The following is a 17,737-nucleotide window of genomic DNA, read 5'->3' as shown; positions in this document are numbered from 1 at the left end:
GACGACAATGATGCCGGGAGCCGCCATGAACGATGATCACAGTGCAGACGCATCGGCTGTCTCGGCAGCATCGGCGGGTCAGTCCATTCCACCAGAGAGCAGCGGTAGATCCAAGCCGGCTAGAATCAATCAGTCGCGCCCTATTCTGCGGTCGCGGGTTTTTCTCTATGTGACGGAGTTCTTCTCGGGGATGGCCGTCATGGCCGCCGAGCTCGGGGCCTCCCGTCTGCTGGCTCCTTACTTCTCGTCCTCCCAGATTGTGTGGACCATCATCATCGGGACCATCATGATCGCCCTGGCCCTGGGCGCCGTCGTCGGCGGTCGCTGGGCCGATAGAAACCCCGACCCGGACAGGCTCTACCTGTACATTATGGCCGCGGCCGTCTGGATCGCCCTGATTCCCCTGGTCGGCAAGTATCTGATCATCCTGATTTCGGGGCTGCTGATCGTGGCCGTGTCCACCAACTTCCTGGTCCTGGCGGCCTTCATATCCTGTCTGATAATCTTTGTTCCGCCCCTCTTCCTCCTGGGCACCATCACCCCCGGCCTGGTCAAGAGCGCCACCGATTCCCTGGACGACAACGCTTCGGTGGTCGGTCGGCTCAGCGCCTGCAACACCGTGGGATCCATCCTGGGCACATTCCTGCCCACCTTTGTGACCATCCCTGCCGTCGGGACCTTCGTCACCTTTCTGATCTTCTCCGGGATACTGCTCCTGGTGGCCTTGGCCTACTTCCTTTCCTCCCATGCGCACCGCCTGGCCTGCCTTCTAGCCACGGTGGCCTTTGTGGTCTCGGCCTCCCTGTCACCGATGACGGGGTTCGCCTTCTGGGAGAAGGGCCTGGCCTACGAGGGCGAGTCCATCTACAACTACCTGCAGGTCAAAACCCTGGCGGACAGAACCATCCTTTCCACCAACGTCCTCTTCGGCGTTCAGTCGGTGACCATGAAGCACCCTGGGATGACCGGTATGTACTACGACACGGCCCTGGCGGCGCCGCTCATGGCCGATCAGGCCCGCTCGGCCCTGATCCTGGGCATGGGGACGGGGACCTATGCCCGGCAGCTGAGGCGGTACTATCCCCGGATGGCCATCCAGGGGGTGGAGATCGACCGGACCATCAGCGACCTGGCCATCAAATATTTCGATCAGCCCGCCAATATTCCGGTTTCCACCTACGATGGCCGAGCCTGGCTGGCGGCCAGTCGCCAGCGCTACGACCTGATCATGGTCGATGCCTATCAGGACATCACCATACCCTTCCAGATGAGCTCCACCGAGTTCTTCAACCTGGTCAGGAAGCACCTGAATCCGGGCGGGGTCATGGTGGTCAACATGAACATGATCGACGACGGTCAGGGGTCCATCAATGCAGCCCTGACCAATACCATCACCAGGGTCTTCGGATCCGATGCCATTCTGACGGCCGACGTACCCCAGACCACCAATCGCGAGCTCTTTGCGCGTCGTCCCGCTTCCGACGATTTTCCGCAAACAAAAGGTGTCAGGAAGGCAGCGATGGGGGATTACCCGGGTTCCGGCCTGCTGGCGGAGGCGGCCACCAGGGTCAGCCCTGATCCGGACCTGTCCCAGATGATGGAGCAGGTCAGCTCCCGCCTGAGCACGGTCGGGGATGCGAGGGGAAGGGTATTGACCGATGACAATGCGCCGGTGGAGCTGCTGGGCATGCACGCCATCGACGGCATCATCAGCAGGGAGGCCGGCCCCTACCGACGGATTCTTGAGCAGGAGGGGATTCAAGGGCTGATCCGGGAGGTCTCCTGAGTGTTCGCCCCAATCCCAAGCGCGTTGGAAGCATGGAAACAGGGGAGCGGGGCGTTAGAATATGGCCTAAAACCAGCACTGATGAAGAGAACCGGAGGTTAAGCGGTAGTGGACGGTGATCATCGGAAGGGGCTGATTGCATTGTTGGATCAGTTCCTGGCATACACCGGTCTGGAACGGGGTCTTGCCCCCGCAACGGTCAAGGCCTACAAGTCCGATCTGAGTATGTACATCAATTGGTTGTCCGGTCGAGGCATCACCAGCCTGGAGCAGATCCAGACCGCCGATGTTGAGGGTTTTCTGGCCCATCTGGCCGACGAGAGTCCAGCCAGCCGCTCCCGGAGGATGGCCGCCGTCCATGAGTGGCACCGCTTCGCCCTCAAGCAGGGGTTGACCGACCAGGATGTCTCACGTACCGTCAAGGCCCCCAAGGGAACCTCGGCCCTGCCCGATGTGCTGGACGTGGACCAGGTGACCCGGCTGTTGGATGTGGCCGCCATGGGCGGGTCCAAGGATCCTGTGGTCCTGCGGGACAAGGCCCTGCTGGAATTCATGTACGCCACCGGCTGCCGGGTCTCGGAGGCTGTGGGGACCGATCTGGAGGACATGGACCTTAACGAGCGGGTGGTCCGTCTGACCGGCAAGGGCGACAAGCAGCGTCTGGTGCCCATGGGCTCCTACGCCTGCCAGGCCATGCAGGCCTATCTGAATCTGGGACGGGCCAGCCTTTGCGATCGGGCCACCAAGGGCAAAGAGCTGCGGGCCGTCTTCCTCAACAAGCGGGGCAAGCGGCTGACCAGGCAGACGGTCTGGCAGGTGGTCAGGGATGCCGGACGCCGGGCGGGCCTGAACAGACCCCTGCACCCCCACACCCTGCGGCATTCCTTCGCCACCCATCTGCTGGAGGGAGGCGCCGATGTGCGTTCCGTCCAGGAGTTGCTGGGCCATGCATCGGTCACCACGACACAGATCTACACACACGTCAGCCCCCAGGCCCTGATGGAGACCTACCAGACGGCCCATCCCCGCGCTCGCTGACCCGCCAACCCGCGAATGCAGTCGGAAACTTGATAGGGTAGAGGCATGCCTACGGATTTGTTAGGGCGCGAGTATGAGACGTTCGCTGCCCCGGAGCCTTTGAAACAGCACGGCCCGGCCCGTGTCCTCGCCATGTGCAACCAGAAGGGCGGCGTGGGCAAGACCACATCATCGATCAACATCGCTGGGGCCATGTGCCAGTATGGGCGACGCGTGCTGATTGTGGACTTCGACCCCCAGGGTGCGGCCACCGTGGGCCTGGGCATCAATGCCAACAGCGTGGACAACACCATTTACACCGCCATGTTCGACACCTCCCTGGATGTTCACGAGGTGGTCAGGCACACCCGTTTTGACGGTCTGGACATCATCCCGGCCAACATCGATCTGTCGGCCGCCGAGATCCAACTGGTCACCGAGGTCGGCCGGGAGCAGGCCCTGGCGGCAACCATCCGGCCCCTGCGGCAGGAGTATGACGCCATCATCATCGACTGCCAGCCCTCGCTCGGTCTGCTCACCGTCAACGCGCTGACTGCCGCGGACGGGGTCATCATCCCTGTGGCGGCCGAGTTCTTCGCCCTGCGCGGCGTGGCCCTGCTCATGCAATCCATAGAGAAGGTCCGCAGCCGCATCAACCCCGACCTGCAGATCTACGGTGTGCTGGTCACCATGTACACCAAGACCCTGCATTCGGACGAGGTGCTTCAGCGCATCTACGAGGCCTTCAAGGGCAAGGTCCTGCACTCCATCATCAGCCGGTCCATCAAGTTGCCCGACGCCACGGTGGCCGGCGAGCCCATCACCATGTTCGCCCCCGAGCACAAGACCGCCAAGGAGTATCGGGAGGTCGCCCGGGAGCTGATCGCCCGCGGCATCGTGGCGTGAGCGGATCAGCGGACGGCTTCGCCGTCGATCTGGATGTCTACCAGGGGCCCTTCGACCTGCTGCTGGGCATGCTGGCCAACCGAAAGCTCTCCCTGACGGAGGTATCCCTGGCCTCCATCACCGGGGAATTTCTGGACTATGTGCGCACCCTGGACTTCAGCCAGGGCCTGGATCAGGCCAGCGCCTTCCTGGATGTGGCCTCGGTGCTGGTGGAGGCCAAGAGCGCCGCCCTCCTGCCTGTGGAGGACGAGTCCATGCGCGACCAGGCCTCCATGGACGCACTTCGGGAACGTGATCTGCTCTTCGCCAGGCTGCTGCAGTACCGGGCCTTCAAGCAGGCGGGGCAGGACTTTCGAGCAAGGCTGGCCGCCAACTCGGGCCGCTACGCGCATCCCGGCCATCTGGAGCCCCAGCTGACCCACCTGCTGCCAGATCTGGTCTGGACCCTGAAGCCGGAGGATCTGGCCCTGCTCTGCGCCAATGCCCTGGTCAACGCTCCGGCCTCAGAGGTACGTCTGGACCAGTTGCATGTGCCTCTGGTCGACCTGAACAAGGAGGCCGACCAGGTTCGCCAGGCCCTGCTGGCACAGCCCGGTCAGCCGGTGGCCTTCGCCGATCTGGTCGCCTCATCCAAGGGGCGGGCGCAGGTGGTGGCCCGATTCTTGGCCGTGCTGATCTTCTTCAGACAGGAACTGATCCAGTATCGTCAGGATGGCCCCTACCAGCCGCTCTACCTGCGCTGGATTGGGCCGACACAGGAGCCGGAAACGGCCTTGATCAGTGAGGGGGACTTCGCATGAGCCAATCCTCGGCTCCCGATACCCGTCCCGAATATGTGGACTTCGATGTGCAGGACTTTCCCGGCGGGCTGGCCGCCTGTCTGGAGGCCATTTTGGTGGCCACGGACCGGCCGCTGACCGCAGAGGACTTCTCCCGGGTGCTGGCCGTGGACCCGGCACCGGTCAATGCCGCCCTGGAATCGCTGGCCGAGTCCTATGGCGACCGAGGATTCGAACTGCGCCGGACCGCCCGGGGCTGGCAGCTGACCAGCCGGGCCGCCTACCAGCCCGTGGTGGCGGCCTTCGTCAAGGACGGTCAGACGGCACGTCTCTCCCAGGCGGCCCTGGAGGCCCTGGCCATCGTGGCCTACCGCCAGCCCATGACCCGTGCCCAGGTGGGTCAGATCCGCGGGGTCAACTCGGACGGGGTCATCCGGGCCCTGCTGGTGCGCGGCCTGGTTCGTGAAGAGGGCCTGGACGAGCAGACCCACGCCGCCCTGCTGGTCACCACTGATCTCTTCCTTGAGCGGATGGGCCTGCAATCCTTGGAGGATCTGCCCTCCCTGGCCCCCTTCCTGCCCGACGAGGACTCGGCCCTGGCCCAGGCCCGCCAGGAGCTGTCCGGGCAGCTACAGTCCCCGGATCCGGTCCAGGGTTCGCATCATGATTCGCCCCAGGGCAAGGAGCAGTGATCGCCTGTCACACAAGGCGGTTACACTTGTCTCTGTTTGTCCAATTCCTGGACCACGCCAACCGGCAGACAGGCCGGTAGGGGCATGGATAGCATTCACGAGAATGAGGTTTTGATGGCGGTACGCGGCGATATACGAAATGTGGCGATTGTGGCACACGTTGACCACGGCAAGACCACCCTGGTCAACGCCATGCTGCAGCAGTCGCACGTCTTCTCCGAGCGGGAGGAGGTGCCCGACCGGGTCATGGACTCCAACGACCTGGAGAAGGAGAAGGGCATCACCATCCTGGCCAAGAACACCGCCGTCAAGTACACCGGCCCCCTGGCAGCCAAACTGGGCCAGCCCGACGGCATCACCATCAACGTGGTGGACACCCCCGGCCACGCCGACTTCGGCGGCGAGGTGGAACGCGGCATCTCCATGGTCGACGGTGTGGTCCTGCTGGTGGACGCCTCCGAGGGGCCCCTGCCCCAGACCCGCTTCGTCCTGCGCAAGGCCCTGGAGGCCAAACTGCCCGTCATCCTGGTCATCAACAAGACCGATCGGCCCGATGCCCGCATCTCCGAGGTGGTCTCCGAGTCCACCGATCTGCTCCTGGGTCTGGCCCAGGACGTGAGCGAGGAGGGAGTGGACCTGGACCTGGATTCCCTCCTGGACCTGCCGGTCATCTACTGCGCAGCCAAGGCCGGCAAGGCTTCCGTCAACCAGCCCGCCGACGGCGCTGTGCCCGACAACGATGACCTGGAGCCCCTCTTCGAGGCCATCCTGAACAACATCCCCGCCCCGGAGTACGAGGAGGGCGCCCCCCTGCAGGCCCATGTGACCAACATCGACGCCTCTGACTACCTGGGCCGTCTGGGCCTGGTGCGCATCTACAACGGCACCCTGATCAAGGGCCGCCAGTATGGCCTGTCGCGCGTGGACGGATCCATCGAGAACTTCAAACTGACCGAGATTCTGCGGACCAAGGGCCTGCAGCGTTCCCCGGTGGACGAAGCCGGCCCCGGCGACATCGTGGCTGTGGCCGGTGTGGAGGACATCATGATCGGCGAGACCATCGTCGACCAGGACGATCCCCGCCCCCTGCCCTTGATCCACGTGGACGACCCGGCCGTCTCCATGACCTTCGGCACCAACGATTCGCCCCTGGCCGGCACCGAGGGCAAGGACCACAAGCTGACCGCCCGCATGCTCAAGGACCGTCTGGACCGCGAGCTGATCGGCAACGTCTCCATCAAGGTGCTGCCCACCGACCGGCCCGACGCCTGGGAGGTTCAGGGCCGTGGCGAGCTGGCCCTGGCCATCCTGGCCGAGCAGATGCGCCGCGAGGGCTACGAGCTGACCGTGGGCCGTCCCCAGGTGGTCACCAAGACCGTGGACGGCAAGCTTCAGGAGCCCATGGAGTCCGATACCATCGACGTGCCCGAGGAGTACATGGGCGCGGTCACCCAGCTCATGGCCGATCGCAAGGGCCGCATGGAGACCATGACCAACCACGGTTCCGGCTGGGTCAGGATGCAGTTCACCGTGCCCTCCCGTGGTCTCCTGGGCTTCCGCACCGCCTTGCTGACCGCCACCCGAGGCACCGGCATCTCCTCGTCGATCTCCGCCGGCTACGCCCCCTGGGCGGGCGACATCAAGACCCGGCAGAACGGGTCCATGGTCTCCGACCGCTCGGGCAAGGCCAGCCCCTACGCCATGCAGAAGCTCCAGGCCCGCGGCGAGTTCTTCGTCAAGCCCCAGTCGCCCGTCTACGAGGGGCAGATCGTGGGCATCAACAACAAGCCCGGCGACCTGGACATCAACATCACCCTGGAGAAGCACATGACCAACATGCGTTCCTCCACCGCCGATGTGCTGGAGACCCTGACCCCGCCCATCGACATGAGCCTGGAGGAGTCCCTGGACTTCGCCAACGATGACGAGTGCGTGGAGGTGACCCCCGAGTCCATCCGCGTGCGCAAGATCATCCTGGACAGGGATGCCTGGTACAAGTGGAACGCCCGTCAGCGCAGGGCCAACAAGAAGTAAACCTTCCCTCATAATCGGTCTTGGTCCGACCCGGCCGCCCCACGGTGACCGGGTCGGACTAGTCTGGAACCCATGAAGTCTCAGGTTTCCAAATCCAAGGACCAAGCCCCCTCCCGTTCGACGGGGGAGTCTGGCAAGGCCAGTGCCTTTCGTTGCCTGCTGGGCCTGCCCATCGGCCTGGCGGTGGGGGTGCTGGGGACCCTGGTCCAGCGCTCCGGGGCCGCCCAGGGTCTGCCTTGGGGGATGGTCATGGCCTATCTGCTGGTGGCCCTGGCTGCCTGGTGGGTCCGTTGCGACAGCGGCACCATGGGGCTGGCCCTGCATCTGGTGGCCTCGACGGTCACGGTCTGGCTGCTCTCCATGAGGGGACCGGGCGGCGACGTGCTCATGCCCTATGCCAACTTCCCTACATTCTTTGCCAAGTATGCGGTCTTCCTCTGGATGGGCGGGCTGGTCCTGATACAGACCCTGGCCATCTGCCTGCCGGCCTCCTGGTTTGCTGACGGCCTCCTGCGTCGTCAGGGGCGATCGGCATGAGCCGGGTTCCGTCAGTATCACCGGCGACTCCGCCCGACCGTATTCCCCTGCACTTCCTGGGTCCCGAGGGGACCTTCACCCATCAGGCCGCCCTTGAGGCCGCCAACCTCATGGCAACAAGGCTGGGTTGCCAGACGGATCTTAAGCCCTGCACGGATGCGGCTGCCATTGTGGAGGCCGTGGAGGAGGGCCGAGGCTGGGGGGTGCTGGCCTGGGAGAACAATGTGGAGGGCCATGTGGTGCCCAACATGGACGCCCTGATCGACTCTCAAGCGGTGGCGGGCTTCGGCATGGTCCGCCTGCCCATCGTTTTCGATGCCTTCGTCCGGGCCGACCATGGCCCCCTGCGCCAGGTCGGCGCGCATCCCCACGGACTGGCCCAGTGCAAGGGCTTCATCAAAGAGACCGGCCTCAATCCGGTGACAGCCAACTCCAACGCCGCTGCCTGCCGTGATCTGGGCCCCGATCAGATGGCTCTGGGGCCGCGCATCTGCGGGAGCCTCTACGGGCTGGAGACCTACCGGCGCGAGGTGCAGGACTATCAGGGGGCCCGCACCGACTTTCTTATGCTGGCACCCCGGGATCAGGCAGCCCGACTGGCACGCCGCCTGGCGCCGGGCGGGGATTTCGAGTCCATCGTCACCTTCATTCCCCTGAATACCGGGCCGGGCGTGCTGGCCAACCTGCTGGACCGTCTGCGCGATGCGGGCCTGAACATGACCTCATTCATGTCCCGGCCCATCAAGGGGCACGACGGAACCTACAGCTTCGTAGCCAGCATCGACGCCGCACCGTGGCAGAAGGGTCTGCATCAGGTGCTGGCCGACCTGCTGGAAAGGGGGGACTGGCTCAAGACCCTGGCGGTCCATCCGCGCACCCCTCATCCAGCGCCCCCCATCCGTGAATGGATGCTGCCCAGGGCGGGGGCCTTCCGGGGTGAGGACCCCGATTCCGAGACAATCAGCAAGGAGTTGTTATGGTAGATGAATCCGCGCCTTTCCCACACATGGATCTGTCCGGGCCCGAGCACATGCACCCGATAGCGGGCATGGCCGCCTCACCGGTGCTGACCTCGGCCCACAAGATCGCCGTTGCGGGACTGGGTCTGATCGGGGGATCGTTGGCCCGCCGCCTGGCCGCCCGGGGTCGGTTCGTCATCGCCTGGAACCATAACGACCGTCCCTATGAGCAGGCCCGCAGCCAGGGAATCCATTGCGTGGACACCTTGGAGGAGCTGGCCAAGGGCAAGGCAGACGTGCTGGTGTTGGCCACCCCCTTGCGGGCCATGCCCGACGTGCTCCAGGCCTTGGCCCCGGTGCTGACCCGTGGCACCACCCTGACGGACGTGGGCAGTGTCAAGGGTCCGGTCCGCAGGCAGGTCGAACAGGCCGGTCTGGCCGATCGTTATGTAGGCGCCCATCCCATGGCCGGCAGCGAGGGCTCCGGCTATGAGGACTCGGACCCGGCCCTCTTGGAAGATGCCCTTTGGGCACTCTGTGTCGATGAGCATACGGATTACAGCCGCTTCCTGACCGTGGCCGATATGGTCACCCAGGGGCTGGGCAACCGGCTGATCGTCCTGGATAATGCCACCCATGACCGGGCCGCGGCACTGATTTCGCACATGCCCCATGTGGTGTCGACCGCCCTGGCCAACATGCTGACGAAATCGCCCGACCGTCGTGTGGCCTCGGCTCTGGCGGCCGGATCCTGGCGGGACATGACCCGTGTGGCACTGACCGATCCGGAACGGACCCGGGCCATGGTGGAGGAGAACGCCGACCAGGTGGCCGACCTTCTGGATGCCCTGGTCGAAAACCTGCAGGACATGGCTTCCCTCTTGCGGAATCCGAAGCCGGAGGCCGATGAAAAGCGTAGGGACTTCTTCCTCCGGGCCGATCCCTTCCGGCGCTACAAGGCTGCCCTGGGCGACCGGGAGCAGATGCCCACAACTGATCTGGAACTGGATCCGCAGGGGGGCAACTGGCGGCAGGAGCTGATGGATTCGGCCCTGCGTGGCGAGCAGGTCTCGGCCTTCCTGACCACCAGCCGGGCCCGGGTGCTGCACCCGCCTGTCATCGACTGAGATCAGGAGGGTCCGGGCGGGGCGAACGGCGTTCCGGGACCGGCTTCAGCGCCACCATGTCTGCCGCCTTAAGGGTCACGCGCTCACCGGGACGCGACCCATTGGCCGCCGGATCCCTGTCCAGAATCAGCCGATGCCCGTCCCAGTCGACCACATGGCCCACATAGTCGCGGAACTTGGGCCTTCCGTCTTCCTGGTCCTGTCCCAGGGCAATCCTGACCACCAGCCGTGCTCCGGCCGGTATGGTTGCTGGCAAACGCATGGCCATCCACCTCCTGGGTCAGTATCGCCTGCGGCTGCGACGAGGGTGTAAGCGCCTAGACTGTATTGCACAGCCAAGTGAAGGGAGTGCCCGTAGTGGACCAGGATCTGCAGGACTTTACCGACTATCTTTCCCGGGTGGCAGGCAAGAGTCCCAACACCGTGCGATCCTATCGGGCCGATCTGGCGGGCTTTCTGCACCTGATGCATCTGCACGGCATCGATGACCCTGCACAGATCGACCTGGCCACCATCAGGTCCTGGCTGGCCCACGAGGCATCGACCCACGCCCGCTCGACCATGGCCCGGAAGACGGCGGCGCTGAGGTCCTTCTTCGGCTGGCTCAGCCGGCACGGCCGCATCGAGACCGACCCCACCCTGGCCCTGAGCAGTCCCAAGCAGTCCGAGCACCTTCCACGGATCCTGACGCACGACCAGGCCCGCACCCTGATGGATACGGTCGACCAGGATCCGGTCGAGCCCAGGGAGGACGAAAAAGTTCAGGCGGCCCTGCAGGTGCGGGATGCGGCCATGCTGGAGCTCCTGTACGCCACGGGCATGCGTGTTGCCGAGCTGTGCGGACTGGACCTGGATGACGTGAACCGGCACAGCCGCACCGTAAAGGTCCTGGGCAAGGGATCCAAGGAGCGGGTCCTGCCCTATGGCCTGCCCGCCGATCGCGCCCTGGACCGTTGGCTGGGGGAGGGGCGGCCGGTCCTGGCCGGCACAAGGGCCGAATCGGCCCGCAAGGCAGGTCAGGCCCTCTTCCTGGGTCAGCTGGGCGGCAGGGTTGGCCAGCGGCAGGTTCGCAAGGTGGTCCACCAGGCGGCTGGTCAGGCCGGGGTTCCCGACATCGCCCCCCATGCCCTGCGGCACTCGGCCGCCACACATATGCTGGATGGGGGAGCCGACCTGCGCGAGGTTCAGGAGATGCTGGGCCACTCCTCCCTGCGAACCACCCAGCGCTACACCCATGTCTCCATCGAGCAGCTGCGGGCCCGGTACAGGCAGGCGTTTCCCCGGGCCTGAGATTCGGCAAGTGAGACGAGACCTGTCCTGTGAAACATACTGGTATCAGAATGTGGCGTATCGCAGCCTACACGTCGGTCAAGGAAGGGCGGTCAGGAACCTTCGAGGTGTACGCGCGACGGTGAGAACCAGCTCAAGGGGGCAGTAGCCATGAAGAAGGGTTCACAGCTTACGCTCGTATCCGCGACCATCTGTGCCTTGGCGCTTTTGGTCAGCGGCTGCGGCAGTGGTGGCGGCACCAACACCGAGGGTGCCGAGCAGTCGTCCGGCAGCCAGTCCAGAAACGATGCCGTGGTGTCGGTCCATGGATGCGAGCCGGCCCAGCCGCTCATTCCCAGCAGCACAGCGGAGAGCTGCGGCGGGCAGGTCGTAAACGCCATCAACTCCAGACTGGTCCGCTTTGACGACCAGGGCAAGGCCCGCAACGATCTGGCTTCGGAGATCAAGGGCAACGACGACATGTCCCAGTACAAGATCACCCTGGCTGACGGGCGCAAGTTCTCGGACGGCACCCCCATCACTGCCAAATCCTTCACCAGGGCCTGGTCCTGGAGCGCCAACGTGACCAACGGCCAGCTGAACGCCAGCTTCTTCGCCAACATCAAGGGCTTCGACGACCTGCAGAAGCAGGGTGTGCCTGCGGATGCCCAGTTCTCCGGATTGAAGGTCGTCGACGACAGGACCTTCATCGTGGATCTGAGCTCGCCCTCGTCCACCTTCCCCATCCAGGTGGGCTACATGGCTTTTGCGCCGCTGCCCGGGTCCTTCTACAAGGACCCCAAGGCCTACGGGGAGAACCCGGTCAGCTCGGGCCCCTACAAGTTTGAGTCCTGGCAGCACAACGGCATGATCAAGCTCCGCAGGAACAGCGACTACGAGGGTGAGGTCAAGGTCCAGAACGGCGGCATCGACTACAAGGTCTACACCGACCTGGGTTCCGCCTATTCGGATGTGCAGGCGGGCAACCTGGATGTGATCGACAGGATTCCCACCTCTGCCGTCAAGACCTTCATGACCGACAGCATGGTGCAGAGCTACAACAAGCCCGGCTCCGGCCTGCAGCTGTTCACCATCCCCACAGCCATGGAGCACTTCGGCCAGGATCAGGAGGGCCATCTGCGCCGTCAGGCCATCTCCATGGCTCTGGACCGCAGGATGCTGATCGACAAGGTCCTGGGCGGTCTGGGCGTGGAACCAACGGACTTCACGGCACCTACCATCCCCGGCTACTCCAAGAACCTCAAAGGTTCGGACAACATCAGGTACAACGCCAAGAAAGCCAAGGAGTACTGGTCCAAGGCCGACGCTATCAGCCAGTGGCCGGCTGACAGGACTTTCAGGATGCTCTACAATGCAGACGGCGGTGCCAAGGACTTCTATGACGGCATGGCCAATTCCATCAAGAACACGCTTGGAATCAAGGCCGAGGCCACCCCTGTACCCACCTTCAGCGAGTTTCGTGGCAACATCAAAAAGCGCCTCTACAATGATGCGGCCTTCAGGTCATCCTGGTCGCCTGACTACCCATCGCCTGAGACCTACCTGATGAGCAACTTCGCGAGCTCGGCGGCCGACGGCAACGGGTCCAACGACGGCGACTACAAGAATCCCGAGTTCGACGCCTTGCTGCAGCAGGCAGCCAAGGCCCAGGACACCGATGAGGCCAACAAGTTCTTCCGGCAGTCGGAGGAGATCCTCCTGAAGGACATGCCGGCGGTGCCGCTTTACTACGCCAACAACACCGGCGCCTCCGCCAAGAGGGTCCACGGTATGCGTCTGGGCTGGGACGGCTTCCCGATCTTCGCGGAGCTGTCCAAGGACCAGTGATGTCAAGCAGCTGCGGATCTGAGACCGGCAAATGAGATGAGACTTGCTTTACGAAACATCTTCGTACCAGAATATGGCGTATTGTGGCTTACACGTCGGTCAGGGATCCTTGAGGTTCGGTCATCCCGGTGTCCTTGGTTGCAGACGTGACGTTGACACTCAGTAAATATATAAACATAGGAGCAGCAGCAATGAAGAAGGGTTCACAGCTTACGCTTGTATCCGCGACCATCTGCGCCTTGGCGCTTTTGGCCAGCGGCTGCGGCGGTGGTTCAGACACCAAGGGCGCACAGCAGTCGTCCAGCACCCAGTCCAGCAACAATACCGTCGTTTCGGCCCATGGGTGTGAGCCGGCCAAGCCGCTCATCCCCAGCAACACAGTCGAGAGCTGTGGCGGGCAGGTGGTGGATGCCATCAACTCGAAGCTGGTCCGCTTCGACAACCATGGCAAGGCCCACAATGATCTGGCTTCGGAGATCAAGGGCAACGACGACATGGATCAGTACAAGGTCACCCTGGTCGATGGGCGCAAGTTCTCGGACGGCACCCCCATCACGGCCAAGTCCTTCACCAAGGCCTGGTCCTGGGCGGCCAATGTGAACAATGGCCAGCTGGGATCCAGCTTCTTCGCCAACATCAAGGGTTATGACGATCTGCAGAAGCAGGGCGTGCCTGCGGATGCGCAGCTGTCCGGCCTGAAGGTCATCGATGACAAGACCTTCACCGTGGATCTGAGCTCGCCCTCGTCCACCTTCCCCATCCAGGTGGGCTACACCTCCTTTGCGCCGCTGCCCGAGTCCTTCTACAAGGACACCAAGGCCTTCGGGGAGAACCCGGTCAGCTCGGGTCCCTACAAGTTCGATTCCTGGCAGCACAACACCATGATCAAGCTTCGCAAGAACACCACCTACAAGGGTGATGTCAAGATTCAGAACGGCGGCATCGACTATAAGGTCTACACGGATGTCGCCTCGGCCTACGCCGATGTGCAGGCAGGCAATCTGGATGCAATCGATACCGTCCCCACCTCGGCCCAGAAGACCTTCATGAAAGACAATCTGGTCAAGGGCTACAACGAGCCCGGCTCCGTCCTGCAGATGTTCACCATTCCCACCACCATGGAGCACTTCGGCCAGGATGAGGAGGGCCACCTGCGCCGTCAGGCCATCTCCATGGCTCTGGATCGCAAGATGCTGATCGACAAGGTTCTGGGCGGTCTGGGCGTGCAGCCCACCGACTTCACCGCGCCGACCATCCCTGGCTACTCCAAGAATCTCAAGGGGTCCGATAACCTGAAGTACGATGCCAAGAAGGCCAAGGATGCTTGGGCCAAGGCCGATGCCATCAGCAAGTGGCCTGCCGACAAGAGCTTCCAAATGGTCTACAACGCCGATGGTGGTGCCAAGGACTTCTATGACGGCATGGCCAACTCCATCAAGAACACACTGGGGATCAAGGCCGTGGCCACCCCTGTGCCCACCTTCAGCGAGTTCCGTGGCAACGTCAACAAGCGTGCCTATAAGGATGCGGCCTTCCGGTCGGCCTGGTCGCCCGACTACCCCTCTCCTGAGAGCTACCTGCTGAGTAACTTCGCCAGCTCGGCGGCCGACGGCAACGGGTCCAACGACGGCGATTACAAGAACCCGAAGTTCGACGATCTGCTGAAGCAGGCTGCCAAGGCCAAGAACACCGACGAAGCCAACAAGCTTTTCCAGCAGGCCGAGGAGATCCTCCTGCAGGACATGCCGGCTGTGCCGCTCTACTACGCCAACAACAAGGGTGCGTCAGCCAAGAATGTGCAGGGATTGACTCTGCGCTGGAACAGCTACCCGAACTTTGCGGAGTTGTCCAAGAAGCAGTGATGATCGTGCCGGGAACGGCATAATCCGTCGTCGCTGACCCGGCCGGATCCGCACCAAAGCGGATCCGCGCCCGGGTCTTATGCACTGGCGGCGGATTCGGGAAACCAACCAAAGGAAAGAGCAGTATATATGAAGAAGCAATCGGCCCTGACCATTGCTGGCGCCGGACTGTGCGTCATGGCGCTCACGCTGGGCGCCTGCGGGGGATCCGGCGGATCCGACTCCTCTGCCAAGGGGACCAACGGCGGCAGCTCGGATGCCGTCATCTCGGTCTTCAACCCTGAGCCGGCCAATCCGCTCATCCCCAGCATGACCAACGAGGTGGGCGGCGGCAACCCCATCGACATCATGTTCTCCAAGCTGGTCCGCTTCGACGACAAGGGCAAGCCGGCCAACGAGATCGCCAAACAGATCAAGGCCAACGAGGACAACACCCAGTACACCGTGACCATCAACGACGGCTGGAAGTTCTCGGATGGCACCCCGGTCACCGCACAGTCCTTCACCAAGGCCTGGTCCTGGGCGGCCAACATCGCCAACAAGCAGCTGGGTTCCAGCTTCTTCGCCAACATCAAGGGCTATGACGACCTGCAGAAGGAAGGCACCCCTGGCGATGCGCAGCTGTCCGGCCTGAAGGTCATCGATGACAAGACCTTCACCGTGGATCTGACCTCGCCATCCTCCACCTTCCCCATCCAGGTCGGCTATACCGCCTTTGCCCCGCTGCCCGAATCCTTCTACAAGGACACCAAGGCCTTCGGCGAGAAGCCGGTGACCGTGGGACCCTACAAGTTCCAGTCCTGGGAGCACAACAAGGCCATCAAGCTGGTCAAGGATCCTTCTTACAAGGGCGGCATCAAGGTCAAGAACGGCGGCATTGAGTTCCGCGCCTACACCGATGCCACCGCAGCCTACCGTGATGTGCAGGCCGGCAACCTGGATGTGCTGGACACCCTGCCTGCCTCGGCTCGCAAGACCTTCCAGACCGACAACACGGTCCAGGCCATCAACGACCCGGGCTCGGTCATCCAGATGTTCACCATCCCCACCTACATGAAGCACTTCGGCCAGGATCAGGAGGGCAAGCTCCGTCGCCAGGCCATCTCCATGGCCATCGACCGGCCAACCATCATCAAGAAGGTGCTGTCCGGAACCGCCAAGGAGGTCCACGACTTCACGGCCCCCGTCATCCCCGGCTATTCAGCCAGCATCAAGGGATCCGACGTGCTCAAGTATGACCCGTCCAAGGCCAAGGAGCTCTGGGCCGAGGCCAACAAGATCTCCCCCTGGGGCGAGGGCGACACCTTCAAGATCGCCTTCAACGCCGATGGCGCCCACAAGGAGATCTACGACGCGGTCACCAACTCCATCAAGAACGCCCTGGGCATCCAGGCTGCGGGCAACCCTCTGCCCACCTTCAGCGAGTTCCGCTCCAACGTGCAGAACCGCAAGTTCACCGACTCGGCCTTCCGCTCCGGTTGGCAGCCTGACTACCCCTCGCCCGAGAGCTACCTGTCCAGCAATTTCGCCAGCTCGGCAGCCAACGGCAACGGGTCCAACGACGGTGACTATAAGAACCCCGAATTCGATGAGCTGATGGACAAGGCGGCCTCCGCCAAGAACATCGACGAGGCCAACAAGATCTACCAGCAGTCCGAGGAGCTGCTCTTCCGCGATCTGCCCGCAGTCCCGCTCTACTATCAGAACTCCAACGGCGTGGCAGCCAAGAACATCAAGGGATTCTCCTTCACTTGGAAGGGAACCCCCGCCTACTACAACCTCAGCAAGTGAGGTGACGGGAGTCTGAATCCCGCACCTTGAAACTGACACCGCCCGGGCCGGCGCGGAAGGATTCACTCCGCGCCGGCCTTGGTGTTCCTGCACCCCTGTTGAGGTGTGCTGGTAGACTCAAACAAGAATTTTTGCGGCGGCCCCGATCCCCATGCCGATCCCGGTCGCGGATGACAAAGGAGAATAGCCGATGGGAAAATATCTTCTGCGACGTATTCTGCAGATGATCCCCGTCGTTCTCGGTACGACACTGCTGATATACGCGCTGGTCTTCGCGCTTCCTGGCGACCCTGTGGCCGCCATGTTCGGGGACAAGCCGGTCAACCAGGCCGTTGCCGCACAGATACGCTCGGAATACAATCTCGACAAGCCCTTCATCGTGCAGTACGTGCTCTTCCTGAAGAACGCGCTGACCCTGAACTTCGGTAACACCTTCGCCGGCCAGCCCGTCATCAGCGTGATCGGCAGGGCCTTCCCGGTGACCATCAAGCTGGCCCTTATGGCCTTCGTCTTCGAGGGCGTCTTCGGTGTGATCTTCGGCATCATCGGCGGCCTGACCAAGGGCAAGTGGTCGGACAACATCATCCTGGTCCTCTCCCTGCTGCTGATTTCGGTGCCCACCTTCGTCACCGGCTTCATCCTGCAGTACCTGTTCGGCGTCAAATGGCATCTGTTGCCAGCCACGGCCGGGGCCAATCCGGGCTTCATTGACCTGCTCATGCCGGCCATCGTGCTGGGGTCGGTATCCATGGCCTCCATCATCCGTCTGACCAGGACGGAGATCACCTCCAACATTTCCGAGGACTATGTGCGCACGGCCCGGGCCAAGGGCATGAGCAACCGGTCCGTCATCGTACGGCATGTGCTGCGCAACTCCCTGATCCCCGTGGTCACCTACCTGGGCGCCGACATCGGCGGACTGATGGGCGGAGCCATGATCACCGAGCGCATCTTCAACATCCAGGGTGTGGGCAACACCCTCTACCAGGCCATCCTCAGGGGCGAAGGCACCCTGGTGGTCTCCATCGTGACCATTCTGGTCCTGATCTTCGTCATCACCAGCCTCCTGGTCGACCTGCTCTACGCAGTGCTCGATCCGCGGATCCGGTATGCGTGAGGAAGAGGGACCG

15 protein-coding genes are annotated in these 17,737 nt (G+C 63.2%); 14 read left to right on the top strand and 1 reads right to left on the bottom strand.

Features of this window, described 5'->3' with window-relative positions:
* Positions 1–25: 25 nt before the first annotated feature.
* The 9 genes from H3U89_RS00610 to H3U89_RS00570 all read left to right on the top strand — a co-directional run bounded on the left by H3U89_RS00610 (position 26) and on the right by H3U89_RS00570 (position 9,837).
* A complete protein-coding gene (locus H3U89_RS00610) occupies positions 26–1,786 on the top strand; it encodes a spermidine synthase (protein ID WP_232345389.1) in 1,761 nt (586 codons plus the stop codon).
* Between the two features lie 108 nt (positions 1,787–1,894).
* A complete protein-coding gene (gene xerD, locus H3U89_RS00605; protein ID WP_198179113.1) occupies positions 1,895–2,824 on the top strand; it encodes a site-specific tyrosine recombinase XerD in 930 nt (309 codons plus the stop codon).
* A 45-nt stretch (positions 2,825–2,869) separates the two neighbouring features.
* Positions 2,870–3,709, top strand: a complete 840-nt coding sequence (locus tag H3U89_RS00600) for a ParA family protein (protein ID WP_015021621.1) — start codon at positions 2,870–2,872, stop codon at positions 3,707–3,709.
* Positions 3,706–4,509, top strand: a complete 804-nt coding sequence (locus tag H3U89_RS00595) for a segregation and condensation protein A (RefSeq protein WP_198179122.1) — start codon at positions 3,706–3,708, stop codon at positions 4,507–4,509. The genes H3U89_RS00600 and H3U89_RS00595 overlap by 4 nt, the downstream gene beginning before the upstream one ends.
* Positions 4,506–5,180 (top strand): SMC-Scp complex subunit ScpB, encoded by a 675-nt coding sequence (gene scpB / locus H3U89_RS00590; protein ID WP_198179124.1) that lies wholly within the window; start codon positions 4,506–4,508, stop codon positions 5,178–5,180. The genes H3U89_RS00595 and scpB overlap by 4 nt, the downstream gene beginning before the upstream one ends.
* A gap of 114 nt (positions 5,181–5,294) precedes the next feature.
* Positions 5,295–7,214, top strand: coding sequence for a translational GTPase TypA (gene typA / locus H3U89_RS00585; protein ID WP_045935231.1), 1,920 nt, complete (start codon positions 5,295–5,297; stop codon positions 7,212–7,214).
* 72 nt (positions 7,215–7,286) lie between these two features.
* Entirely contained in the window at positions 7,287–7,751 is a 465-nt protein-coding gene (locus H3U89_RS00580) for an alcohol dehydrogenase (RefSeq protein WP_198179126.1), read from the top strand.
* A complete protein-coding gene (locus tag H3U89_RS00575; protein ID WP_198179128.1) occupies positions 7,748–8,734 on the top strand; it encodes a prephenate dehydratase domain-containing protein in 987 nt (328 codons plus the stop codon). The genes H3U89_RS00580 and H3U89_RS00575 overlap by 4 nt, the downstream gene beginning before the upstream one ends.
* Before the next feature lie 65 nt (positions 8,735–8,799).
* A complete protein-coding gene (locus tag H3U89_RS00570; protein WP_198179511.1) occupies positions 8,800–9,837 on the top strand; it encodes a prephenate dehydrogenase in 1,038 nt (345 codons plus the stop codon).
* Here the strand turns inward: H3U89_RS00570 and H3U89_RS00565 are convergent.
* Complete coding sequence (locus tag H3U89_RS00565) at positions 9,827–10,099, bottom strand: DUF6725 family protein (protein WP_198179130.1); 273 nt, start codon at positions 10,097–10,099, stop codon at positions 9,827–9,829. The two genes, H3U89_RS00570 and H3U89_RS00565, sit on opposite strands and share 11 nt — an antisense overlap.
* A 95-nt stretch (positions 10,100–10,194) precedes the next feature.
* Here H3U89_RS00565 and H3U89_RS00560 point away from each other — a divergent pair, with 95 nt between their 5' ends.
* The 5 genes from H3U89_RS00560 (at position 10,195) to H3U89_RS00540 (ending at position 17,724) form a co-directional block, all read left to right on the top strand.
* Positions 10,195–11,127, top strand: a complete 933-nt coding sequence (locus H3U89_RS00560) for a tyrosine recombinase XerC (protein WP_198179132.1) — start codon at positions 10,195–10,197, stop codon at positions 11,125–11,127.
* 150 nt (positions 11,128–11,277) lie between these two features.
* Positions 11,278–12,954, top strand: a complete 1,677-nt coding sequence (locus tag H3U89_RS00555; protein WP_198179134.1) for a peptide ABC transporter substrate-binding protein — start codon at positions 11,278–11,280, stop codon at positions 12,952–12,954.
* A gap of 191 nt (positions 12,955–13,145) precedes the next feature.
* On the top strand, positions 13,146–14,816 hold the full coding sequence (locus H3U89_RS00550; protein ID WP_198179136.1) for a peptide ABC transporter substrate-binding protein: 1,671 nt from the start codon (positions 13,146–13,148) through the stop codon (positions 14,814–14,816).
* A 129-nt stretch (positions 14,817–14,945) separates the two neighbouring features.
* Complete coding sequence (locus H3U89_RS00545; RefSeq protein ID WP_198179138.1) at positions 14,946–16,607, top strand: peptide ABC transporter substrate-binding protein; 1,662 nt, start codon at positions 14,946–14,948, stop codon at positions 16,605–16,607.
* Between the two features lie 190 nt (positions 16,608–16,797).
* Positions 16,798–17,724 (top strand): ABC transporter permease, encoded by a 927-nt coding sequence (locus tag H3U89_RS00540; protein WP_024627150.1) that lies wholly within the window; start codon positions 16,798–16,800, stop codon positions 17,722–17,724.
* Positions 17,725–17,737 lie beyond the last annotated feature (13 nt).

Origin of the sequence: Bifidobacterium sp. W8104 (genome assembly GCF_016100735.1) — a bacterium.
GTDB lineage: Bacteria > Actinomycetota > Actinomycetes > Actinomycetales > Bifidobacteriaceae > Bombiscardovia > Bombiscardovia choladohabitans.
Note: the sequence above shows the minus strand (reverse complement) of the source record. Positions and strands in the feature narration are given on the sequence as shown.